The organism is Nocardioides eburneiflavus (assembly GCF_004785795.1).
Taxonomy (GTDB): Bacteria; Actinomycetota; Actinomycetes; order Propionibacteriales; family Nocardioidaceae; genus Nocardioides; species Nocardioides eburneiflavus.
The window spans coordinates 1160391-1184118 of record NZ_SRRO01000001.1; the positions used below are offsets into that span (position 1 = coordinate 1160391).

Consider the following 23728-nt stretch of genomic DNA (forward strand, 5'->3'; position numbering starts at 1 on the left):
GGGTCCGGGATCAGTCCCCGGTGCCGCCCAGCTCCATCCCGGCGGCGACCCGGGCGACGAGGTCCCGCATGCCGGGCACGTCGCGCTCGCGCCCGGTGACGGCGATCTCGACCTGTGCGTTGTCCGACCCGGTGAGGTCGAGCCACCGCAGGAAGCCGTGGCGAAGGTGGTTGGAGGTGACGAACGAGAAGTGCAGGCTGTCGGAGGTCTCGGAGAGGACGTCGAGGTTGCTCTCGTCCTCGCGCAGCTCGTCGACGCGGCGGTCGAGGGTCCACTCGATGGAGCGCCGGTTGCTCAGCACCTGCTCGACGCGCAGGACGTAGCCGAAGGGGGGCTGGTCGGGTGGGCGCCACTGCCACTCGTTGAGCGAGTTCTCCGAGAACGACCAGCCCTGCGGCACCGGCACCGACATCCGGAAGCCCCCGGCACCCACCGACTGGCGCTCGAGCGGGATCGATGGTGCCAGCGCGGGCATGTCCGGGTCGCGCAGCAGCTCGGGGGACGGGTCCACCGGAATGCTCGGGCGGCTCGCCACGACCGGCTCGGCGGGCCCCTGGCCGCCGGTGTGCTCCCCGAACGCCCACGAGGCACCGAAGCCGGCTGCGGCACCGACGGCCGCCAGCAGGACGAGCGCGCCGGCGAGCCGCTGGGTCGAGGCGGCCGGTCGGCCCCGCCCCGGTTGCTCGGGGTGCGTCACAGGGGCCCGCCGCCGGCGCCGCGCATCCCGTCCGCCACCCGCGCGATCAGGTCCTTCGCGCCGGCGACGTCGCGCTTGCGTCCGTGCACGACGATCTCCACGTCGGCCTGCCCGCTCATGTCGAGGTCGAGCCAGCGCATGAAGCTGTAGCGGGCGTTGTTCTCGTTGCTGCGGTAGGTGTACTCCAGCGACGCGGCGCCACGGTCGACGATGTCGACGTCGTCCTGCTCGTTGCGGAGCCGCTCGATGCGGATGTCGATCGCGTCCTCGATCGTGATGTCCTGGCTGTCGATCTGCTCGATCCGCATGACGTAGCTGTTGTTGGACGTGCCGGGCTTCTTCCACTTCCACTCGTTGCTGGCGTTGGCGTTGGTGCGCCAGCCGACCGGGGCGGGGAAGGTGATCTCGAACTTGCCGGTGCCCAGCGTGGCCGTCCTCATCTCGAGGTCGGGGAGCAGCGGCGGGTCGTCGGGGTCGGGTGCGAAGGGCTGCGGGGGCTCGACCGGCACCTCCGGGCGCTGGGCCGGGACCGGTGCGGGGACTCCGGAGCCGACGCTGGTGTCGCGGTTCTGAGCGGACGCGACGTAGCCGCTCCCGGCGCCGATCGCCAGGAGCGCGACCAGCACGACAGGCCCCCGCCACTCCACCCGGCCCATTATGTCCGCAGCCCGTCTGGTCTGGTCCAGCGGCGCGACGGGCGTGCGCCGGCCGACCCGCGGGCGCACCATCGGTGGGTGGGCACGCGGTGGGCCGTCCGGGCGGATCGTGCGTTCGACGGGGAGCGGTTCCTGCCGGGCGGTGCGACGGTGCTGGTCGACGGTGACCGCATCGTCGGCGTCGAGCCGGCGGCGTACGCCCTGCCGCCCGAGGTGCCCGTGACGGAGGCCGCCGGGACGCTGCTCCCGGGGCTCGTCGACTGCCACGTGCACCTCGTCGCGTCCGGGGCCTTCCCCGGCACGCCGGGCAGCCTGGAGTGGGCGGGCAGCGCCGCTCCCGACGCGGTGGACGAGATGGTGACCGCGAGCCTCGCGGCGCAGGCCGCGGCCGGCGTGACGACCGTGCGCGACCTCGGCGACGTGGCGTACCTGACGCTCGCGCACCGGGGCCGCGAGGCCGAGGGGCTGCCGCGGGTGGTGGCCGCCGGTCCGCCCGTCACGATCCCGCTCGGGCACTGCCACTTCCTCGGCGGCGAGGTCGACCCCGACGACCCGCCCACGCTCGAGCGAGCCGTGGCCGAGCGGGTCGAGCGCGGCGTGGACCTGGTGAAGGTGATGGCGAGCGGTGGCTTCCTGACCCCCGGCAGCGACCAGCTCGGGGCCCAGTTCGAGGTCGCCGCACTGCGGCACGTCGTCGAGGCCGCCCACGCGGCCGGCCTGCGGGTCACGGCGCACACGCACTCCGTGGCGGGTGCCGAGGTGGCGGTCGAGGCCGGTGCCGACGGGCTCGAGCACTTCACCTGCCTCGCCGAGGGCGGTGCCGCCGCGCCGCCCGCGCTGCTCGACGGGGTGGCCGCTGCCGGGATGACGGTCGACCCGACACTGGGCATCGACCCGTCGCGGTTCCCGCCGGTCTCGGCGATGCCGCCCCACATCCTGGAGATGCTGGAGCGCCTCGGCATCACCGACCGCGACGAGCACTTCGCTCGGGCGGCGCGCAACACCCTCCGGCTGCGCGAGCACGGGATCCGCGTGGTGTCCGGGCTCGACGCCGGAGCGATGCCCGCCAAGCCGCACGGCCACCTCTGGCGCTCGGTGGCGGCCCTCGTGGACGGTGGCTGGCCGGTGGCGGAGGCGCTCGCGAGCGCCACGTCGGTCGCCGCGGAGGACTGCGGTGTCGCGGCCGGACGACTCGCGCCCGGCCGGCTCGCCGACCTGCTGGTCGTCGACGGCGACCCGGCCACCGACGTCGCCGTCCTCGCCCGGCCGCTGGCGGTCTGGGTGGGCGGGGTCGCGGTCGAGAGGTGAGCGTCACCTCCTACGGTGGCCCCATGCTGATCAGCAACGCCCGCCTCGTGGCCGTCACCGAGGCCGCCCCCGGCCCCGTCGACGTACTGGTCCGCGACGGTCGCGTCGTCGAGGTCGGCGCCGGCCCGGCCCACCGGGCTGCCGACGAGGGCGAGGCGTACGACGCGGGCGGGCGCTGGCTGATGCCGGGCCTGTGGGACCAGCACGTCCACCTCGGGCAGTGGACCCTCGCCTCCGCCCGGCTCGACCTCGGGCCGGCGCGGTCCAGCGCCGAGGCCGTCGCCGCGGTGCGCGAGCGGCTCGCCGAGTGGCCCGACCTGCCCGTCATCGGGTGGGGCCACCGGCCGACCGCCTGGCCCGACAACCCCTCGGTCTCCGACCTCGACGCGATCGAGACCGACCAGCCGATCGTGCTGATCGCCGGCGACGGCCACCACGGCTGGCTCAACACCACCGCGCTGCACATGCTCGCCCTCCCCACCCGCGACAGCGTGGTGAGCGAGGCCGAGTGGTTCATGGCGTACGGGCGCCTGGCCACCGTGCTCGGCACCGACGGCACCGGCCCGGACGCCTACCGCCGCTCGATGGAGGCGGCGGCCGCGCAGGGCGTCGTGGGCCTCGTCGACCTCGAGTTCAGCGGTGGCGTCGCCGACTGGGCGGCGCGGTGGGCCGAGGGCGCCGACCTGCTGCGGGTCCGCCACGCCTGCTACGCCGACGGCCTCGACGACGTGCTCTCCCGCGGCCTGCGCTCGGGCGACCCGCTCGACGGCGACCCCCGGCTCACCATGGGGCCGCTGAAGATCATCAGCGACGGGTCCCTCAACACGCGTACGGCGTGGTGCTGCGAGCCGTACGCCGAGAAGGCAGTGCCGGGTGCCGAGGAGGGCCAGCCCAACCAGACCCCCGAGGAGCTCTGCGCGCTGCTCGCCCGAGCGGCCGCGGGCGGGCTGGACGTCGCCGTCCACGCCATCGGCGACCGCGCCGTGGCCGAGGCGCTGGCGGCGTTCGAGGCCACCGGCGCCCGGGGCGGCATCGAGCACGTGCAGCTCACCACCCGCGACGACGTACGGCGGATGGCGCGCCTCGGCGTACGTGCGAGCGTGCAGCCCGCCCACCTGCTCGACGACCGCGACGTCACCGAGCGGCTGTGGCCCGGGCGCGCCGAGCGCTGCTTCCCGCTGCGGTGGATGCTCGACGACGGGGTCGACGTGGTGCTCGGCTCCGACGCCCCGGTCTCGCCGCTCGACCCGTGGCTGGCGATCGCGTCAGCAGTGCACCGCTCGGGCGACGACCGCGAGCCGTGGCACCCGGAGCAGTCGATCACCGCGCGCGAGGCGCTCGCCGCCTCGACCGACGGCTGGGGCACCGTCGCCGTCGGTCACCCGGCGGACCTCGTCCTGCTCGACGCCGACCCCCTCGAGGGCGGCTCCGACCGCGAGCACGCCGCGCGCCTGCGCTCCTTCGCCGGCCGGGTCGCCGCTACCTGGGTCGCCGGCACCGCCGCGTACGAGCGGCCATAGGCCCACTTGAGCGGACGTATGTCCGCCCGAGTAGCGATCGCGACGACTGGTCGCGTGATGTGGTCGCTGGTCCAGGGATGTTCCGCCACTCGAGCGGCCATATGTCCGCTCGAGTCGGGGAGAGCCGCGGGCCCGGGCCGCCGCCGACCGATGGCGGCAGATCGGACAAGGCCGCCCGAGCTCAGCGGATGCCGCGCCAGTGACCGGGGACACGTGGCGTTCTCCCCCTCCGATGTGAGTAAGGTAAGCCTTACCTAATGTCATCTCGGAGGGACGTCCCGTGTCCGCACCCCCGCACCTGTTCCACCCGGCCAACGCCGCGGACTACCGGCAGTCCGTCGGCTCCGTGGTCGAGCACCTGATCGACCACCTCGCCGGCACGGCCGGGCGACCGCTCACCGGCGTGACCCCCCGTGACGCCGCCGTACGCGTGGCCGCCGTCGACCTCGACCGCCCCCTCGGTGGTGGGCCCGAGGCGCTCGCCGAGCTCTCGCGGCTCTGGCTCGACGACGCGATCTGGTTCCACGAGCCGACGGCCGCCGCCCACCTCAACTGCCCGGTCGTCATCCCGGCGCTGATGGCGGAGGTGCTCGTGAGCGGGGTCAACTCCAGCCTCGACACGTTCGACCAGAGCGCGGGCGCGACCTTCATCGAGCGCCACCTCGTCGACTGGACCGCCGCCCGGATCGGGTACGACGGGCGCGCCGACGGCATCTTCACGACCGGGGGCACCCAGTCCAACCTCCAGGCGCTCCTCCTCGCCCGCGGCCAGCAGGTGGCGCCCGCGGACCGGCTGCGCATCCTCGCCGGTGCCGACGGCCACTTCTCGGTGCAGAAGGCCGCCCGGGTGCTCGGCCTCGGCGACGAGGCCGTCGTCGTCGTGCCCGTCGACGCCTCCCGCCGGATGGACCCTGCCGCGCTCGCCGCCGCGCTGGCCGACACGACGGCGGACGGCCTCGTGCCGATGGCGGTCGTGGCCACCGCCGGCACCACGGACTTCGGCGCCATCGACCCGCTCCCCGAGGTCGCGGCGCTCGCCCGGGCGTACGGCGCCTGGTGCCACGTCGACGCGGCGTACGGAGGCGGGCTGCTGGTCTCGCCGCGCCGCCGCGGCCGGCTCGCCGGCATCGAGCTCGCCGACTCGGTGGCCGTCGACTTCCACAAGACCTGGTTCCAGCCGGTGTCGTGCAGCGCCCTCGTGGTGCGCGACGGCGGCACGCTCGGCCACGTCACCTGGCACGCCGACTACCTCAACCCGAAGGACTCCGCCCACCCCAACCAGGTCGACAAGAGCCTGCAGACCACGCGGCGCTTCGAGGCGCTGAAGCTCTGGATGACCCTGCGGATGATGGGGGCCGAGGCGATCGGCGAGCACCTCGACACGGTCATCGACCTCACCGACGCGGTCGCCGCCGAGCTCACCGCCATGCCCGACATCGACCTCGCCGCCGCTCCGCAGCTGAGCACGATCGTCTTCCGCCACCGTCCCGACGGGCTGGACGAGGAGGCGCTCGCGAGCCACAACGCCGCGATCCGCGCGGAGCTCTTCGCCGACGGCCGCGCGCTCGTCGCGGCCACCCGCGTCGACGGGCGCGCGTACCTCAAGCTGACCCTGCTCAACCCGGTCGCCACCGTCGACGACGTCCTCGGGGTCGTCGCGATGGTCCGCGACGCGGGGGAGCGGCTGACCGGCGCACCGGCAGCACCGCGGCCGCGTGCCGGGAGACTGGCGGTGGCCCGGTGAGCGACGCGACGCACACCCACGACCTCCTCGGCATCGGCCTCGGCCCGTTCAACCTCGGCCTGGCCTGCCTCGCCGACCCGATCGACGACCTCGACGCCGTCTTCCTCGACGCGGCCGACTCCTTCTCGTGGCACGCCGGGATGCTGCTGCCCGACGCGACGCTGCAGGTGCCCTTCATGGCCGACCTCGTGACGATGGCGGACCCCACCTCGCGGTTCTCCTACCTCGCGTTCCTCAAGGACGTCGGCCGGCTCTATCCCTTCTACATCCGCGAGAGCTTCTACCCGCTCCGCCGGGAGTACGACGACTACTGCCGGTGGGCGGCCGACCGCCTCGACTCCGTGCGCTGGGGCGAGCGGGTGGTGGCCGTCGAGCACGACGGCGCGTCCTACGTCGTACGCTCCGCGACGGGCCGCACCTGGCGTGCCCGTCACCTCGTGCTGGGCACCGGGACCGCGCCACGGCTGCCCTTCGACGTCGACGGCCCCGCGCTGCACTCGGCCGACTACCTCGACCGCAAGGCCGACCTCGTCGCCGGCGGGTCCGTGACCGTCGTCGGCAGCGGCCAGAGCGCCGCCGAGGTCTACGCCGACCTCCTCGCCGAGCAGGAGCAGCACGGCTTCGAGCTGAGCTGGGTCACCCGCTCGCCACGGTTCTTCCCGATGGAGTACACCAAGCTCACGCTCGAGATGACCTCGCCCGAGTGGTCGTCCTACTTCCAGGGCCTGCCGGCACCCCGCCGGGCCGAGGTGCAGCGCGGCCAGGCCGCCCTCTCCAAGGGCATCAGCTCCGAGACCATCGACGCGATCTACGACGAGCTCTACCGCCGCGCGGCCACCGGCGGCGTCGCCACCACGCTGCTCACCGCGACCGAGGTCACCGCCGCGCACTGGGACGGGAGCGCGCACGACCTCGACCTGCGGCACACCGAGCAGGGGACCACCGGCCGGTTGCGCACCGACCATCTCGTCCTCGCCACCGGGTACGCCCCTCGGGTCCCCGACTTCCTCGACCCCGTCCGGAGCAGGATCCGCTGGGACGAGCACGGCCGCTTCCTCGCGAGCCCGACCTTCGCCGTCGACCACGCCGGCAGCGAGGTCTTCGTGCAGAACGCCGAGGAGCACACCCACGGCTTCGTCGCGCCCGACCTCGGGATGGGGGCGATGCGCAGCTCGGTGATCCTCGCGCAGGTCCTCGGCCGCGAGCCGTACGCCGTCGAGAAGCGGATCGCCTTCCAGGAGTGGGGCATCCCCGACCGACTGCGCCACCCGGTGGGCGAGGAGGCGAGCGCATGAGGCTCACCGTCGAACCCCTCGACCCCGTCCGCCACCTCGCGCAGCTGCACGCGTGGGTCACCCATCCGCGCTCCGTCTTCTGGGGCATGCAGGACGCCACCCCGGCGCAGGTGCACGACGAGTACGCCCGGATCGCCGACGACCCGCACCACCACGCGCTGCTCGGCCGCGCCGACGGCGAGCCGGCGTTCCTGGTGGAGCGCTACGACCCCGCGCACTCGCCGCTGGCCGGCCTGCCCGAGCTCCGTCCCGGCGACGTCGGCATGCACGTCCTCGTCGCACCGACCGACACCCCGGTCCACGGCTTCACCTCCGCGGTGATGCGCCGGGTGATGGAGGAGTGCTTCGCCGACCCGGCCGCCCGCCGCGTCGTCGTCGAGCCCGACGCCCGCAACGACAGGATCGCCGTCCTCAACGCTGCGGTCGGCTTCGTCGTCGCGCGGGAGGTCGAGCTGCCCGACAAGACCGCGACGCTGAGCTTCTGCAGCCGCGCCGACTTCGCCGCCTCGACCCTCGGAGCCGCCTCGTGAACACCGCCCTGACCGCCCACCTCACGCCATCCACCATGGCCCGCGCGCACCGGGACCTCGTCGCCAAGGCGATCGCCGAGTTCAGCCACGAGCGGCTGCTCACGCCCGAGCCCGACGCCGACGTCTGGCGCCTCGAGCTCGGACGCTCGGCGTACGCCTTCGCCGCGCGCCGGCACCCCCTCGAGCACTGGGTCGTCGACGCCTCCTCGATCGTGCGGACCGTCGCGGGCGCCCCGGCCGCGGTGGACGCGCAGGACTTCGTCGTCGACTGCAACGACGCGCTCGGCATCCCCGACCACCTGCTCGCGACCTACCTCGAGGAGGTGGCGAGCACCCTCGCCTCGGCCGCGTGGAAGCTCACCCACCACCGGCTCTCCTCCGCAGACCTGGTCCACGCCGGCTACCAGGACATCGAGGCCGCGATGACCGAGGGCCACCCCGGCTTCGTCGCCTGCAACGGCCGCATCGGCTGGGGCGTCGACGACCACGCCGCCTACGCGCCGGAGACCGGGGCGGACGTACGCCTGCACTGGCTCGCCGTACGCCGTGACGAGGCCCTGCTGTCCCTGTCCGCAGGCCTCACCGAGGAGGAGCACTACCGCGCCGAGCTGGGCGAGGAGGTGCTCGTCGACTTCGAGAAGCGGCTGCGCGACCTCGGCCTCGACCCCGGGGACTACCTCTACCTGCCGGTGCACCCGTGGCAGTGGACCAACCGGCTCGCCGTCAGCTTCGCCCCCGACATCGCACGGCAGGCGCTGGTCCCGCTGGGGGAGGTGGACGTCGTGCACCGCGCCCAGCAGTCGATCCGCACCTTCTTCCCCGTCGAGCGGCCGGAGCGGTCCTACGTCAAGGTGGCCCTGGCCATCCAGAACATGGGCTTCCTCCGCGGCCTCTCCCCGGCGTACATGGCGGCCACGCCGGCCATCAACGACTGGGTCGCCGAGGTCGTGGCCGGCGACGACGAGCTCGTCGGCCTGGGGTTCTCGGTGCTCCGCGAGCACGCGGCCATCGGCTGGACCGGCGACGCCTACCACCGGCTGCCGGTGCCGTCGGCGCACCGCAAGATGGTCGCCGCGCTGTGGCGCGAGAGCCCCGTCCCGCAGCTCGCGGAGGGCGAGCGGCTTGCCACGATGGCGTCGCTGCTGCACCGCGACCGCGACGGCGTCCCGCTCGTCGCCGAGCTCATCGGCGCCTCCGGGCTGGAGCCCGCCGACTGGGTGACGACGTACCTCCGCGCCTACCTGCGCCCGCTGGTGCACTGCCTGCTCGCCCACGACCTCGCGTTCATGCCGCACGGCGAGAACCTCGTCATGGTGCTGCGCGGCCACGTGCCGGTCCGGATGGTCATGAAGGACATCGGCGAGGAGGTCGCGGTCCTCACCGGCCGGCCGCTGCCCGAGGAGGTCGAGCGGATCCGGTCCGTCGTCACCCCCGACGTGGCGGCGCTGGCGATCCACGCCGACGTGTTCGACGGCTTCCTGCGCCACCTGGGCGGGATCCTGTCGGGCGCCGGACTGCTGGACGACGACCGGTTCTGGGGCCTCGTCCGCGACTGCATCGCCGGCCACGTCGCCGACCACCCCGAGCTCGCCGCCGCTGCGGAGGCGTACGACCTGCTGCGCCCGCAGTTCGCGCACAGCTGCCTCAACCGGCTCCAGCTCCGCAACACCCTCCAGATGGTCGACCTCGCCGACCAGGCCGAGTCGCTGATCTTCGCGGGCACGCTCGTCAATCCCGCGGCCCGTCCGGTCGAGAGGTGAACGTCGGCCGCGACCGGTGGGGCGTCCCGCACGTCCGGGGCGTGACCGTCCTCGACCTCGCCCACCGGCAGGGCCGGGTGACCGCGCACGACCGGGCCTGGCAGCTCACCGTCGAGCGGCTCCGGGGCGAGGCCCGGACGGGTGTGCTCGGCGGGTCGGACGCCTGGGACGCCCTCGCCCGCGACCTCGACATCGAGGGCACCGCCCGGCGCGGCTTCGCCGCCCTCGACCCCGAGTCGCAGGAGCTCTTCGCGGCGTACGCCGAGGGGGTGCGCGCCGGCTTCGCCGAGGGCGCGACCTCGCCCGAGCTCGCCGACCGGGCGGCCCCGGGGGAGTGGCAGGAGTGGACCCCGGTCGCCGTCTTCCTGGTGCAGCACGTCCTCTTCGCCGGGTTCCCGACGAAGCTGTGGGCAGCGTCGGTCGGGCCGGGACTGGATCCCCGGCTCGCGGAGCTGCTCGGCGTCGAGCCGCCCCACGGCAGCAACGCGTTCGCGGTCGGCGGCGCGCGCACGGCATCGGGAGCACCGCTCATCGGCGCGGACCCGCACCGGGTATTCGAGGCCCCCGGCATCTACCAGCAGGTCCGGCTGTCGTGCGACGAGCTCGACGTCGTCGGGCTGGCCTTCCCCGGCGTCCCGGGCGTGCAGCACTTCGGCCACACCGGACACGTCGCGTGGGCCGTCACCAACGCGATGGCCGACTACCAGGACGTCTCCGTGGAGGACGGCCGGCTCGTCGTCCGGACGCCGACGACCGTGCTGGGCGACGTCGGCCTCGCCGCACTGCTGCCGCTGCTCCGGGCCCGCACCGTCGCCGACGTCGACGCGGCCCTCGACCGCTGGGTCGAGCCGGTCAACAACGTGCTCGTCGCCGACACCGCCGGACGTGTGCTGCACCGTGTCGCGGGCCGGGTGCCCGTGCGGAGCGACAGCGAGTGGACGGGCTGGGCCGAGCTGCCCCGGACCGAGGTCGCGCCGGACGCCGTCGCCGTCACGGCCAACGACCGCACCGACGAGCGTTGGGACGTCCTCGCCGACCGCTTCGCACCGAGCTGGCGACGGGACCGGATCGCGAGCCTGCTCTCGCGGGCCGACCAGACCGGTGCGGTCGACGTGGCGACCGCGACCCGGGTCCTCACCGACGAGGACGGCACCTCCGGTGGCTCGCTCCTCGCCCTGCTCCTCGCCCTGCCGGGCCTGCCGGGGCCGAGCCGGGCGCTCGTCGAGCGGCTGCGCCTGTGGGACCGCTCGATGGCGGCCGACTCCTACGAGGCCGGGGCTTTCGGCGCGGTGCGCGACGCGGTCGTCGCAGCGGTCGCCGCCCACCCGCTCCTGGACCCGGCACGTGCGGCCGCTCCGCCGGTCCACAGCGAGGTGCTGGCGCCGTGGTGGCACCTTCCGAGCCGGGTCGCCAGGGTCCTGCCCGACCTCGTCGCCGACCCGCCGGCAGGGCTCGACCTCGTCGCCATCGCCCGGGCCGCGCTGGCGCAGGCGGCCGCCGCGCCCGCTCAGGCGTGGGGTGAGCGGCACCGGTTCGCCCCGCAGCACGCCTTCGCCGACCTCGCCCTCGACCCGTCGCCCCACCTCCCCTCCGTCGCGGGGAGCCCGCTGGGCGGCGACACCGAGAGTGTCGTGGCGACCGCGTGGATCCCGGGCACGGACGCGGTCGTGACCGGCCCGATCGCCCGCGTCGTGTGGGACCTCGCCGACCGGTCGCGCAGCCGCTGGGCGGTGCCGCTCGGCGCCTCGGGCGTCGCCGGCGACTCCCACCACGACGACCAGTTCACCCCTTGGAAGGACGGCACCTTGCTCCCGGTCAGCCCACCTGAGCACTCCCCGCCTGCGTTCACCCTGCGCCCCGTCGACCCGCCCGCCGACGCCGTGCTCCTGCACGGCTGGTTCACCCAGCCACGCGCGACGTTCTGGGGGATGGGCACGCGGACCGTGGAGGAGGTGGGCGAGATCTACGGCTGGATCGCCGAGCAGGACCACCTCACCGCGTCCCTCGTGCTCCTCGACGACCGCCCGCTCGGGCTGCTGCAGACCTACGACCCGTTCGTCGACGAGATCGGCGAGCACTACGACCGGCGCTCCGGCGACATCGGCCTCCACCTCTTCCTCGCCGACGACAGCGCCCGAGCAGGGCGTACCTCTCGGCTGATGGAGTTCCTGCTGGAGCACCTCTTCTCCGATCCGGCGGTGCAGCGGATCGTCCTCGAGCCCGATGTCGCCAACGAGAAGTCGATCGCGCTCCTCCAGCGGCACGGTGCCGAGCTCGGACCCGTCACCGAGATCCCGGCCCCTGTGCCGGACCTCCCCCCGAAGACCGCACAGCTCGCCTTCATCCACCGCCCGGCCTGAGGGGGTGCGCGACCCACGATCCGCCAGCGCGGAATGTGGCTGGGGCACCGCCCGGGTCGTGTCGGGGTACGCCGCTCCGGGCACCGCCCCCGGCGCGGAGCCGGAGACCCTGCGCGGTGAGTGCGCCGCCGCTACGCCAGGGCGAGCGTCGCGTCGAGCACGAACGCCGGGTCCTCGAGACGCTCGCCGTAGACCTCGCGCAGCTGCCCCACGCGGTAGCGCACCGTCTGGGCGTGCACGAAGAGCTCCTCGGCCACGGCGTCGCGCCGGCCGTGGTGCAGCAGCCAGCTGCGGAGCGTGTCGGTGAGCTTCTCGGCGGTGGAGGGGCGCAGCTCGGCGAGCGGGGCGAGCACCCGCGCGCGCAGGTCCGCGCGGGCCTCGGCGTCGGCGGCCAGGACGAGCGCGGCGAGGTGCTCGTCGGAGTCCACGAGGCCTTCGATCCCGAGGGAGGCGCAGCGGAGCGTACGCCGGTGCGAGGCCGCTGCCTCGAGCCACGGCGTCGACGGCCCGACCACCGCGTCGGTGCCGCGGAGGGCGCGCAGGAGCGTACGTCGGGCGGTCGCCGAGCCGGTGCCCGGGACGAGCAGCGACGCGTGGCCCTCCGGCAACCCCGGCACGTCGTCGGTGGGCTGCAGCGTGCGGGAGTCGAGCGCGGTGAGCGCGGCCGAGACCTGCGACTCGGGCAGGACGACGGCGGTCAGGGTGGTCGGCGGCTCCCAGTCGGCGCGCTCGGCGGCGGCGGTGACCGCGTCGGCCGCCGCGCCGGTCAGCAGCGCCCGTGCAAGGCGCTCGAGGTTGCGCTGGCGGATGCGGCCGCTGCTCTCGAGCTCGTCGGTGTGGCCGGCGACCGAGGCGGCCGACAGCTCGTCGATGTAGGCGAAGACCAGCTCGGCGAACCGCGCCAGCTGGCCGGCGTCGATGCCGGCCTCGACGGCGGCGTCGGCCATGTCGCGCCACGACGTCCGAGCGCCCACGCGGTAGGCGGCCAGGAGCGCCTCGACCGTACGCCCGCTGCGCGCCTCGCCGCGGCCGAGCTGGTAGGCGCCCTCGATCGCGGGCGCGCGCGGCACGCTGTCGTCCTGCCGCGTGGCCAGGGTGAGGAAGCCGCCGAGCGCGAGCTGCACGGCATTGCGGATCACCTCGCCCATCCGGCCGGTCAGTGCGCCGGCATAGCTGGGCACCTCGTCGATGATCGCGAGCACGACGCGGTCGGCGACCTCGGCCAGGGGCCCCCGCAGCGCCTCGGCGACCTGCGGGTCGAGGCCGACGATGGTCTGCATTTGTGTGCTCGGACGCACAGGGCGCTCACTCATCGGGCCTCCGGTCGCCTAGTTTGTTCGCAGCGAACAAGAGTCTAGCTCGGATTCACGTGCGGAGGGCAGGAAGATCGGCGGTGGATCCGCGACATTTGATCGTATGAGCACCACTCTCGAGCCACCGGTGCGTGGCACCGCGCGAAGCCGGCGACTGGGCGACCACCTCGTCCGGGTCGCCGAGGCCGCCACCACGCCCTACCTGCCCGCCGACTTCATGGACCTGTTCGCGCCCCTGCGCTCGGGTGCCGACCTCCGCGGCCGCATCGAGCAGGTGCTCCCCGAGACGGCCGACGCCGCCACCATCGTGATCCGGCCCGGCGCGGACTGGGCCGGCCACGTCCCCGGCCAGTACCTTCGCATCGGCATCGACGTCGACGGCGTACGCCAGTGGCGCGCCTACTCGCTCACCCACGGCCCGCGCCGCGACGGCCGCATCTCCATCACGGTCAAGGCGGTGCCGGACGGCCTGGTCAGCAACCACCTCGTCCACGAGGCCCGTCCCGGCACGCTCGTGCACCTCGAGCAGGCGTCCGGCGAGTTCGTCCTCCCGCCCGAGGGCGGCAAGTTCCTGATGGTCACCGCCGGCTCGGGCATCACGCCGGTCATCGGGATGCTGCGCAACCTCTTCCCGAGCACCGACGAGGGCGTGCTCCGCCCGGCGCGCAGCGCCGACCACGACATCGTGGTCGTCCACGTGGCCCCCAGCCACCCCCACTCGATCTTCATCCGCGACCTCGAGGCCCTCGACGCCGCCGGCGCGATCCGCCTCGTCGCGCGCTACGACGACGAGCACGGCGTGCTCGACGTCGCCGACCTCGCCGACCTCGTGCCCGACCTCGCCGAGCGCCGTACGCTCGCCTGCGGGCCGGCCGGCCTGCTCGACGCCCTGGCCGTCCACCACGAGGCGGCGGGGCTCAGCCTCACCACCGAGCAGTTCCGCACCGCCCGCGTCGAGCCCGGCGACGGCGGCACGGTGACCTTCGCCTCCGGCACCACCCTCGACCTCGACGGCGCGACGCCCATCCTCGACGCCGCCGAGGAGGCCGGGATGCTCATGCCGAGCGGTTGCCGCATGGGCATCTGCATGGGCTGCGTGATCCCGCTGCGCGAGGGCAGCGTCCGCGACCTCCGCAACGGCGCGATCACCACCGCGGTCCCAGGCGAGACGGGCGACATCAAGGTGCAGACCTGCATCAACGCCGCCGCCGGCCCCTGCCACATCGACCACTGACCCACCCCACCCCCACCGAGTGGTTTCGAGGCTCGCTCCGCTCGCACCTCAACCACCGATGCACGGAAGGACACCCCGATGACCACGATCCAGAAGAAGGCCGTCCTCGGCCAGACCAACCCCATCGCGCACCTCACCGAGGCCGACATCGAGCAGCTCGGCCACGAGCTCGACGCCATCCGCCAGGAGGTCCTCGACACCCGCGGCGCGGCTGACGCGGCCTACATCCGGCGCGTCATCGACACCCAGCGCAAGATCGAGCTCGGCTCGCGCGCGGTGCTGCTCTTCAGCGCGTTCCCGCCGGCGTGGATCCTCGGCACCCTCGGCCTGAGCGTCTCCAAGATCCTCGACAACATGGAGATCGGCCACAACATCCTCCACGGCCAGTGGGACTGGATGCGCGACCCCAAGATCCACTCCAGCACCTGGGAGTGGGACATGGCCTCGCCCGCCGAGCAGTGGAAGCACAGCCACAACGAGCTGCACCACACCTACACCAACGTCATCGGCAAGGACAACGACCTCGGCTACGGCATCATGCGCGTCGACGAGGACCAGCCGTGGACCCCGGCCTCGCTCGCCCAGCCGGTGTTCTGCTTCATCAACGCCGTCTTCTTCGAGTACGGCATCGCCGCCTACGACCTCGAGCTCGGCGCGGTCGTCGCCAAGAAGCAGACCAAGGACCCCGAGTTCCGTCGTCGCGCCAAGCAGGTCCTCAAGAAGATCCGCAAGCAGGCCACCAAGGACTACGTCGTCCACCCGCTGCTGTCGATCCCGACAGGCTCCTTCCTGCCGACCCTCGCGGCCAACTTCACCGCCAACGTGGTCCGCAACCTGTGGTCCAACTCCGTCATCCTCTGCGGCCACTTCCCCGAGGGTGTCGAGACCTTCGAGAAGCGCTCGATCGAGGGCGAGACCAAGGGCGAGTGGTACGTCCGCCAGATGCTCGGCAGCGCCAACATCTCCGGGTCCAAGGCGCTCCACGTCATGACCGGCAACCTGTCGCACCAGATCGAGCACCACCTGTTCCCCGACCTGCCGTCCAACCGCTACGCGGAGATCGCGCCCAAGGTCCAGGCCCTCTTCGAGAAATACGACCTCACCTACTGCGCGCGCCCGATGCCTCAGCAGGTCGCCTCCGCCTGGCACAAGGTCATCCGCCTCTCGCTGCCCAACGGATGGCTCGCCACGACCAACAAGAAGAACGCCCCCCAGCAGCTCGCCATCCTCTACAAGATGGCCACCGGCGACCGCCGTACGCGCCGCCTGCTGGGCCGCAAGCTCGAGAGCGAGGCCCGCGCAGCGGCCTGATGCCGGACCCTTCGGTGGTCGAGCAGGCGAGCGAGGGACGAGCGAGGCGTATCGAGACCTGGTCTGGACATCCGTGGAAACACGGATGTATCAGGACGGCTCCGTCCGCATCCTTCTAGTCGTGACCACTCGACACGGGGGAGAAGAGATGAGCACGAGCAACACCAGGGTGAGCGGCGCGTCGGGCGTGTCCCGATGATCCGCATCGGCTCCGTGGGGGAGTCCGGGCACGACGTCCGCGCCGAGGGAGCGCGGCCGTCGTTGCCCCGGCAGCGACGCGCGGTGGACGTGGGGTCCACGACGCGTCCCGCTGCCGGCTGACACACAGACGACAGACCGGCGGTGCAGGGGACCGCCGGTCTGTTGCTGTCCGCCCTCGGGACCGGGAAGGCGCTGCGTCAGGGAGTCCTTGGCGGATTTCGCGATTCGCGTCTCGCGGGTACGTCCCGGCGCCTACGATCCGTGGCTCATGCTCCTGCGTCGGCAGGGCACTCGGAAAGGTCGTCATGCCTCGTTCGTCCCGTCCTGTCCTCGTCCTGACGAGCCTCGCAGTAGCCACCGCCACCGCGTTCGTCCCGGTCGCCCCCTCCGCTGCGGCTGCGGCGTCCGGCGGCAGCATCAGCGGCCAGATGCTCGTCACCGGCGGCGCCCCCATCGCAGGCGCCGAGGTGACGCTGTACGCCCCGGTCGGACCGGACTGGTACCCGGTCGACGTTGCTGACACCGACGCCACGGGCACCTACCAGCTCAGCGGCGTCGCCCCGGGCACCTACCGTCTCGGGTTCCATGACCCGTCCGGCGACCACGCCACCGAGTACTGGTCCAACTGGGCGACCCTCGAGGACGCCGACGACCTCACGGTCGCACCCGGCGAGGACCTCACCGGCAAGACCGTGATGGTGACCCCCGCGGGTCACGTGACCGGCACCGTCACCGATGACTGGGACGCCCCCCTGGCCGGCATCGCCGTCGCCGCCTACCGCCACACCTGGCCGTGGACCGACACCAGCTGGGAGCGTCTCGGCGAGACGTTGACGACCGCGGACGGCACCTATGACCTGGGCGGGTTGGGCGACGGCACGTACCGCCTCGGCTTCGCCGACACCGCCGCCGCCCACGTCCCGGAGTTCTGGGACGACGCCGAGTCGCTGGCTACCTCGCAGGACGTCGTCGTGCGTGCCGGAGAGGTCGCCGCGAACAAGGACGCCCAGCTCACCCCCGGCGGCACCGTCGCCGGCACGGTCACCGGTGCGAGCGGCGCCCTGCCGGGCGTCCGGGTCACCGCGTACGCCCTCGACGCCGGGACCTGGAGCCCGGTGCTGTCCACGCGCACCGACCTGACCGGCGGCTACCTGCTCGGCGGCCTGCCTGCGGGCGAGTACGTCCTCGGCTTCGTCGACCGCTCCGAGCGCCACTTCCCGGAGTACTGGGACGACGCCGTCACCCCGGAGGCGGCCACGCAGGTCGACGTCGTGGTGGGCGCCACCGTCCCGGGCCGGGACGCCGTGCTCGCCGCCAAGCCCGTCCCGACCCCGCCCACGACGACCACGCCGCCCGCCACGACCACCCCGACGACCACCCCGACCCCGACCCCCAGCGTCGCGACGCAGCTCGCCGCCCTGGCCAAGGGGCTCGACACCAAGGGCAAGCCCGTCGTCGGTCGCAAGGTCAAGGTGACCAACCTCGTCGCCGAGCTGCGGACGAGCGTGCGCTACTCGTTCCAGTGGTACTCCGGCTCGAAGAAGATCCGCAAGGCCACCCGGTCCGCCCTCAAGGTCAGCAGGTCCCTCCGTGGCAAGGCGCTCAAGGTGCGAGTGAAGCTCAGGGCGGCCGGCACCACGAAGGTGGTGACCCTCAAGGTCGGCAAGGTCCGCTGACGCGTCCGATCAAGGAAGTGCGGCCCTCGACGGTCTGGTCCAGACCGGCTCCCGAAGACTTCCCGAAGGGTTCTTCTAGTCACTGATGCGCTCCGGCGCACGCTCCTAACCTCGTCCGCAGGTGGTCCGTGGGGGACCGCCGGTGGGGACAGAAGGAGTCGGCTCATGAAGCACGACCGGGACAAGCAGGGGATCGACCTGAGTGGGCGCATCAAGTCGCTCGAGCAGTTCACGGGGTCGTTGGTCGCACGCCATCCGGAGGCCGGTCCCGCGCACGAGCAGATCCCGATCGACGAGGCGCCGCGGACGCGCATGCCCCTGCCGCGCCGTTCGCGCGTCTTCCTGCGCAGCGGTGGGGGTGACGAGGGAGGGCACGGCGTGTTCGCCGACCTCACCCTCACCGCTCCGCACCCGCACGTCGCCACCGACTGACCGACCGATCCCACCCGGTCCGGCCGGTCGCCGTGCGACGAGGCGCATCGGGCGTCCTCGATGCGCCTGCGCCGGACGGGCGCGTTGCTCGTCTAGGGTCGCCCGGTGGTCTGGCTGGTCGGCGCGCTCCTGCTGCTGTGGTTCGCCCAGGGACCCGTCGTCCTGCTCGTCGCCGCCGCGCTCCTGTGCGTCCCGCGCGTGCGCTGGTGGGTGCAGGACCGCACCTACCTGAGCCGCCGCGCAGCGGCCTGGCTCGCCGGTGCGGCCGCGCTCGTCGCGCTCGTGGTCGTCGTGGTGCCCGACGGCTGGCTGCCCGTCCCGCCGGCACCTGGCGCCTGGTCCGGGCCGGGGTACGTCGGGCGCCCCGCGTCGCCGCACCCCGTCGAGGTCGCCGACCTGGCCCCGAACCCCCACCGCGCGGCGGAGGACCCGGCGGACCGACCCGGCCCACTGGGCCACCAGCCCGAGGTGGAGACCGCGTGGTTCGGGCTCCAGCGCTGCGGCAGGCTCGAGCTCACCTCGTCCGACGTGGTCGTCGCGCTCTGCGCCAGCGGGTCCGGCCGTACGCTCCGCATCGTCGACCCTGGGTCGCTGCGGCCCGTGGCGACGCTCGACCTGCCGGACGTGCCGGACGACACCGCCTGCGACGCCGAGGCGGTCTACCTGGACGCCACGGACCGCGCGGTGGTCGCCACCGGCGACCGCCGGGTGCTCGCGGTGCGTACGTCCACCGACGGCGAGCCCGACCTGGCCACCGACGCCGAGTGGGACCTCAAGCCCTACGTCCCCCACGGGGACTGCCTGGTCGCGGTCGCGCCCGACTGGTCGGGCCGGATCTGGTGGGCGTCGCACGCCGGTCTCGTCGGCACGGTGGACCCCGCCTCAGGACAGGTCGGCGTGGTCGACCTCGGCGAGGAGGTCGATCGTGACGTCACCACCGACGAGGGAGGTGCGTACGTCGTCACCGACGAGGCGCTGCACCGGCTCGCCGTCGGTGCCGACGGGACCCCGCAGCCCGTGTGGCGCTCCGGGTACGCCGGGTCCAGCGGGTCCGCGCCGGTGCTCCTCGACGGGCGCGTCGTGGCGATCACCGACGAGGTCGACGACCGGCTCGGCGTGGTGCTCCTGGCCCGCGCCGACGGTCGCGAGGTGTGCCGGCAGGCGGTGTTCGAGAAAGGCGACGGTGCCACCGACCACGACCTCGCGCCGCTCGGGTCCGGGGTGGTCGTGGCCAACAACGACGGCTACTCCTCCCCGCGGAGCACGCTGCTCGGCTTCACCTCGCAGCCGGGCATCGCCCGCGTCGACCTCGTCGACGGTGCGTGCGTGCTCGCCTGGACCAGCGACGCTGTCTCGCCCGCCTCGGGCGTCGTCGCGAGCCGTGCCACCGGGCTGCTCTACGCGTGGACCAAGCGGCCCTCGCTGACGGGCGTCAGCAAGTGGTACCTCACCGCGATCGACGCGGACACCGGGCGCAACAGGTGGGGCGTCCGCACCGGCACCGGCCTCCTGGCCGGCAGCGACGGCTCGCGGATCATGCTCGACCGCGACGGCGCCGCCTGGGTCGGCACCCTGGCCGGGCTGGTGCGGGTCCGCGACCGCAGCCAGGGCGGCGCGGTCACGGCCAGGTGAGCCCGACAGCCTCCTCGCTGGTCTCCCACAGCCGGCGCTGGGCCATCTCGTCGCGCGCGAGCGGGGAGCTGCCCACGATCCGCGGCGGGCCCGAGGCCTGACCGGGTCCGCCCGGCCCGACGTACGTCCCGCCCGGCAGGTCCGCAGTCGCGGCCATCAGGGTCGGCCACGCCCCGGCCTCGGCCGACTGCGACACCAGCTTGACCGCCGCGTCGAGGATGGCGGCGCGGCGGCCCTGAGTGGTCCCGAGGTGCCCGTTGACGGCGAGGTGCGTGCCGGCCAGTCCGGGGTGGGCCGCGAGCGCGACGACCGGCAGCCCGGCGCGGCGCAGGCGGCGGTCGAGCTCGAAGGTGAAGAGCAGGTTGGCGAGCTTGGTCTGGCCGTAGACCCGCCACCGGCTGTAGCGCCGCCGCGCTCGCGGGTCGCCGAGCGGGGCCGTGCGCGCCATCCGGTGCGCCTGGGACGACAGGGTCACGACGCGCCCCTCGCCCGACGCGACGAGCTGGTCGAGCAGCAGCCCCGTCAGCAGGAACGGGCCGAAGTGGTTGGTCGCCATCTGCGACTCCAGCCCGTCACCGGTCCGACGGAACGGTGTCGCCATGATGCCGGCGTTGTTGACCAGCACGTGGATCGGACCGAGCCCGGTCGCCGCCTCACCCGCGGCACGAACGGACCCGAGGTCGGACAGGTCCACCACGAGGTGCTCGGTCCGGGCGCCCGGCACCTCGGCGGCGACCGCGTGCGCGGCCGCGTCGAGCTTGTCGGGCGAACGCCCCGCGAGCACCACCCGGGCGCCGTGCCGGGCCAGCTCGAGCGCGGTGTGGAACCCGAGGCCGCCGCGCGTCGGTCCGGTCACGAGGGCCGTGCGTCCGGTGAGGTCGCCGATGTCGGCCGTCGTCCACGCGGCGTCGCTCACGGCGTCACACCCATGGCGGCGAGCACCCGCCCGCCCAGGGCGGCGTCGCCGGTGAGGCGTACGTCGTCCGGTCCCGCCGCGCGTCGCCCACCGGCCAGCACCACGAAGGTCTCCCGGTCCATCGAGAGGGTCACCACAGGCTCCACGGCCTCGTCAGGAGTGGCGGGGCGTCCACGCCCGTCGTTGCCCACGACCGCCGTGACCGGCGCGTGCCCGGCCACCTCGAGGCGTACGACCGAGCCGGCAGGTGCCCCGGCGCGCTTGGCGACGACGAACGGCAGGCTCTCCATGAGGTAGTCGGCCGAGTGGATCGCCGCCGCCGAGTCCAGGTTGCCCGGTCGCCCGAGGGCGCGGCGGACGTCCTGCTCGTGCATCCACACGTCGAGCGGCCGGTTGCGCAGCAGCAGCCCCGTCGTCCAGCCGATGGCGCCGAAGACGCCGGGGGCCGGTGCCGACGGATCGGCCGGCGGGTCCGCCAGCAGCTGCGTGTGGCGCGCGGTCGTCGCCTCGCGGATCTCCGAGATCAGTGCGTCACCGGGCTCCGCGCGTCGCACCACGACGCCCTGCTCGGTGAACTGCCCCATCATCCCGCGCGCGTGCGGTGCGTCGCCGACCTCGACGTCGTCGTGCGGCCGTCCGGCCAGGAGGGCCTCCAGGTGTGCCGTGTGGGCGGCGACGGCGTGGACGTCCCAGCCGGGCAGGTCGGTGGGCGTGGACCACTCGTCGTCACCGACGTGCTCCAGCACCCGTGTGAACGAGTCCACCGCCTCCCACCAGACGGCGACGAGGGCGCTGAGCCGTTGCTGGTCGGTCTGCGGATCTGTCTGCGCGTCACCCATGGTGGGAAGGGTAGGCGCTGCCGGCACCTCCACCCGTGGGGGTGAGCGGGGCGTGGTCGCATCGGGCGGTTTTCGGGCGTTCGACCACGCCCGGGAGGCCCGCGTGCCTAGGTTCCTGACATCGACCGGGCCGACTCGCGGCGCCGTGTCTCCAAGTGGGGGTTCCTTCATGCATGTACGCCTGCGCCGGCCATCCGCCGCGCTGATCTCGACGACGCTGGCCGCCAGCGTCCTGGGCCTCGCGCCCGCCGCCCATGCCGCCGACGGCACCCTGAGCGGGACCGTCACCGGCTCGGGCGCCGCCGAGCTCGTCGACGTCGAGGTCGAGCTGTTCGAGTACAACGACGTCGACCAGTACTGGGAGGGCATCGACTACACGTACACCGGCGAGGACGGCAGCTACTCCTTCGTGGTTCCGGCTGGGTCCTACCGCATCGGCTTCAACGACTACCAGAACGGCTTCGTGTCGGAGTACTACGAGGACGCCGAGTCGGTGCGGGAGGCCGACACCGTCGTCGTGCCGAGCGCGGGGACGTTCGTGGCCGACGCCGAGCTGGCCGAGGGTGCCCACATCACCGGCGCGGTGACCGGACCGGGTGGGACGGACCTCGCGGAGGTCTACGTCACCGCCTATGAGCCGGTGGAGGAGGACGGCTACGTCTACTACAACTGGGCGGGCTCTGCGTGGACCGACGTGGACGGGACCTACGACATCCACGGCCTGGCCGGCGGCAGCTACGTCGTCGGGTTCAGGGACGGCTTCTTCGAGGAGTCCCAGACCTACGCCGCCGAGTACTACGACGACGCGACGACCCGGGTCGAGGCCGACGTCGTGACCGTCGCGGCGCAGGGCACGGCGTCCGACATCGACGCGGAGCTCGGCCTCGACGCCGCGTTCTCCGGCCGGGTCACCGACTCGACCGGCGCCGGCGTCGAGGACGCCTGGGTCGACGCCCTGATCAAGGTCGGTGACGAGTGGGAGTACACCGAGAGCGCCTACACCGCCGCCGACGGGTCGTACGTCCTCGACGGCCTGCGCGCCGGTACCTACCGCGTGGAGATCGGCGGCCGCGTCGGCGCCGAGTACGCCTACGAGTACTGGAACGACAAGGGTCGCATCGAGAACGCGGACGACGTCGTCGTCACGGTCGGCACCGAGACCCCAGGCGTCGACGCCGTCCTGGTGCCGGGTGAGCACGACGCCGAGACGACCGTGACCAACACGGCCCTCCCGACGATCAGCGGTGCGCCGGTGGTGGGCTCGACGCTCACCGCCTCCGTGGGCAGCTGGACGCCGGCGCCGACGGAGTACTACTACGACTGGCTGCGCGACGGCGAGTTCATCCCCGACGCGTACGGCTCGACGTACGTGCCGACCGCGGCGGACATCGGCAAGAAGATCACCGTCCTCGTGACGGCCGGCGCCGACGACTACTTCTACGGCCACGCCGAGTCGGTCCCGACCGCGCCGGTGACCGCCGCTGTGACCGTCACGACGCCGACCACGACGCCCACGCCGACGCCCACCCCGACGGTCGACGTCCCGGCCGCGCTGGCCGCGATCGTCGCCGGGCTGGACGTGTCCGGCAAGCCCAAGGTCGGCAAGACCGTGAAGGTCACCGGCCTCGACAAGCTCTTCCGCAGCAGCACCGCGGTGAGCTACAAGTTCCAGTGGTTCGCCGGCAAGAAGAAGATCGCGAAGGCGACGAAGTCCAAGCTCAAGATCACCAGGGCCATGAAGGGCAAGAAGCTCTCGGTCAAGGTGACCGCCAAGGCCGCGTCGACCACACGGTCGGTCAAGCTCAAGGTCGGCAAGGTCCGCTGAGCCGGTCCCGGAGCTGACGACACGAGGGCCGGATCCCACTGGGGTCCGGCCCTCGTTCCGTACGCCCGACCGCCCGCACCGCGAGGCACCCGCGCGGGTGAGGGTCCTCGGAATCAGGTGCCGACGGTCCTACGCTGCCGGGAAGGACCAGCCCCGGGCCGGTCGCACCCGCCACGCGGGCCACCTCACCGAAGGAGTCGTCATGGGTATCGGAATCGGCATCCTCCTGCTCGTCATCGGCCTGATCCTGCTCTTCGCCATCAACGAGTTCCCCGCCTCGGTCCAGGAGGTCGTCGAGCCGACCACGGTCGGCTGGATCCTGGTGATCGCGGGCGTCCTCGCCCTCGTCCTCGCGCTCGTGATGAACAACCAGCGCTCCAGGACCACCCACGTGGAGGAGCGCCGGGACATGTGAGCCCGGCGTGGGCCCGGCCAGATCGAGTGAGCCCGCGCCCGAGGCACGAGGGCGCGTCAGGCTC

Annotated in this window: 19 protein-coding genes; 14 read left to right on the top strand and 5 right to left on the bottom strand. The window is 73.4% G+C overall.

The genetic code is table 11. From position 1 onward, the window contains the following. Positions 1 to 10 precede the first annotated feature (10 nt). Both EXE59_RS05455 and EXE59_RS05460 read right to left on the bottom strand, forming a co-directional pair. The gene (locus tag EXE59_RS05455; protein ID WP_135837993.1) at positions 11 to 697 is read right to left on the bottom strand and encodes a hypothetical protein; all 687 of its coding nucleotides are present in this window, start codon (positions 695 to 697) and stop codon (positions 11 to 13) included. Further along, positions 694 to 1344 carry a hypothetical protein gene (locus EXE59_RS05460; protein WP_135837994.1) on the bottom strand — a complete coding sequence of 217 codons (651 nt, stop codon included), beginning with the start codon at positions 1342 to 1344 and terminating at the stop codon, positions 694 to 696. The genes EXE59_RS05455 and EXE59_RS05460 overlap by 4 nt, the downstream gene beginning before the upstream one ends. An 87-nt stretch (positions 1345 to 1431) precedes the next feature. On the opposite strand from EXE59_RS05460, the gene EXE59_RS05465 reads away from it, so the two are divergent. The 7 genes from EXE59_RS05465 (at position 1432) to EXE59_RS05495 (ending at position 11870) form a co-directional block, all read left to right on the top strand. Further along, entirely contained in the window at positions 1432 to 2661 is a 1230-nt protein-coding gene (locus EXE59_RS05465; RefSeq protein WP_135837995.1) for an amidohydrolase family protein, read from the top strand. Positions 2662 to 2684: 23 nt separating this feature from the next. Continuing rightward, positions 2685 to 4181, top strand: coding sequence for an amidohydrolase (locus EXE59_RS05470; protein ID WP_135837996.1), 1497 nt, complete (start codon positions 2685 to 2687; stop codon positions 4179 to 4181). A gap of 280 nt (positions 4182 to 4461) precedes the next feature. Then, the gene (locus tag EXE59_RS05475) at positions 4462 to 5925 is read left to right on the top strand and encodes a pyridoxal phosphate-dependent decarboxylase family protein (RefSeq protein ID WP_135837997.1); all 1464 of its coding nucleotides are present in this window, start codon (positions 4462 to 4464) and stop codon (positions 5923 to 5925) included. Next, complete coding sequence (locus EXE59_RS05480) at positions 5922 to 7220, top strand: lysine N(6)-hydroxylase/L-ornithine N(5)-oxygenase family protein (protein WP_135837998.1); 1299 nt, start codon at positions 5922 to 5924, stop codon at positions 7218 to 7220. The genes EXE59_RS05475 and EXE59_RS05480 overlap by 4 nt, the downstream gene beginning before the upstream one ends. Beyond that, positions 7217 to 7750, top strand: coding sequence for a GNAT family N-acetyltransferase (locus EXE59_RS05485; RefSeq protein WP_135837999.1), 534 nt, complete (start codon positions 7217 to 7219; stop codon positions 7748 to 7750). The genes EXE59_RS05480 and EXE59_RS05485 overlap by 4 nt, the downstream gene beginning before the upstream one ends. Continuing rightward, entirely contained in the window at positions 7747 to 9510 is a 1764-nt protein-coding gene (locus EXE59_RS05490; RefSeq protein ID WP_246056534.1) for an IucA/IucC family protein, read from the top strand. Before EXE59_RS05485 ends, EXE59_RS05490 begins: the two co-directional genes overlap by 4 nt. After that, positions 9507 to 11870: a GNAT family N-acetyltransferase gene (locus tag EXE59_RS05495; RefSeq protein WP_135838000.1), complete on the top strand. Its 2364-nt coding sequence runs from the start codon at positions 9507 to 9509 to the stop codon at positions 11868 to 11870. The genes EXE59_RS05490 and EXE59_RS05495 overlap by 4 nt, the downstream gene beginning before the upstream one ends. 131 nt (positions 11871 to 12001) lie before the next feature. On the opposite strand, the gene EXE59_RS05500 is transcribed toward EXE59_RS05495, so the two are convergent. Further along, positions 12002 to 13150 (bottom strand): RsbRD N-terminal domain-containing protein, encoded by a 1149-nt coding sequence (locus tag EXE59_RS05500; RefSeq protein ID WP_210428895.1) that lies wholly within the window; start codon positions 13148 to 13150, stop codon positions 12002 to 12004. Positions 13151 to 13286: 136 nt separating this feature from the next. Here EXE59_RS05500 and EXE59_RS05505 point away from each other — a divergent pair, with 136 nt between their 5' ends. The 5 genes from EXE59_RS05505 (at position 13287) to EXE59_RS05525 (ending at position 19669) form a co-directional block, all read left to right on the top strand. After that, positions 13287 to 14417, top strand: a complete 1131-nt coding sequence (locus EXE59_RS05505) for a ferredoxin reductase (RefSeq protein WP_135838002.1) — start codon at positions 13287 to 13289, stop codon at positions 14415 to 14417. Between the two features lie 78 nt (positions 14418 to 14495). Next, positions 14496 to 15728 (top strand): fatty acid desaturase family protein, encoded by a 1233-nt coding sequence (locus EXE59_RS05510; RefSeq protein WP_135838003.1) that lies wholly within the window; start codon positions 14496 to 14498, stop codon positions 15726 to 15728. Between the two features lie 506 nt (positions 15729 to 16234). Beyond that, positions 16235 to 17605, top strand: coding sequence for an MSCRAMM family protein (locus EXE59_RS05515; RefSeq protein ID WP_135838004.1), 1371 nt, complete (start codon positions 16235 to 16237; stop codon positions 17603 to 17605). Positions 17606 to 17770: 165 nt separating this feature from the next. After that, positions 17771 to 18037 carry a hypothetical protein gene (locus tag EXE59_RS05520; RefSeq protein ID WP_135838005.1) on the top strand — a complete coding sequence of 89 codons (267 nt, stop codon included), beginning with the start codon at positions 17771 to 17773 and terminating at the stop codon, positions 18035 to 18037. A 105-nt stretch (positions 18038 to 18142) separates the two neighbouring features. Then, complete coding sequence (locus EXE59_RS05525; protein ID WP_135838006.1) at positions 18143 to 19669, top strand: PQQ-binding-like beta-propeller repeat protein; 1527 nt, start codon at positions 18143 to 18145, stop codon at positions 19667 to 19669. Here EXE59_RS05525 and EXE59_RS05530 read toward each other — a convergent pair. Both EXE59_RS05530 and EXE59_RS05535 read right to left on the bottom strand, forming a co-directional pair. Beyond that, on the bottom strand, positions 19656 to 20585 hold the full coding sequence (locus tag EXE59_RS05530) for an oxidoreductase (protein WP_135838007.1): 930 nt from the start codon (positions 20583 to 20585) through the stop codon (positions 19656 to 19658). The two genes, EXE59_RS05525 and EXE59_RS05530, sit on opposite strands and share 14 nt — an antisense overlap. Beyond that, positions 20582 to 21424, bottom strand: a complete 843-nt coding sequence (locus tag EXE59_RS05535; protein ID WP_135838008.1) for a maleylpyruvate isomerase family mycothiol-dependent enzyme — start codon at positions 21422 to 21424, stop codon at positions 20582 to 20584. The genes EXE59_RS05530 and EXE59_RS05535 overlap by 4 nt, the downstream gene beginning before the upstream one ends. Before the next feature lie 169 nt (positions 21425 to 21593). On the opposite strand from EXE59_RS05535, the gene EXE59_RS05540 reads away from it, so the two are divergent. Together EXE59_RS05540 and EXE59_RS05545 are read left to right on the top strand one after the other, a co-directional pair. Continuing rightward, complete coding sequence (locus tag EXE59_RS05540) at positions 21594 to 23249, top strand: carboxypeptidase regulatory-like domain-containing protein (protein WP_135838009.1); 1656 nt, start codon at positions 21594 to 21596, stop codon at positions 23247 to 23249. 202 nt (positions 23250 to 23451) lie between these two features. Beyond that, complete coding sequence (locus EXE59_RS05545; protein WP_135838010.1) at positions 23452 to 23664, top strand: DUF6458 family protein; 213 nt, start codon at positions 23452 to 23454, stop codon at positions 23662 to 23664. The last annotated feature ends 64 nt before the right edge of the window (positions 23665 to 23728 follow it).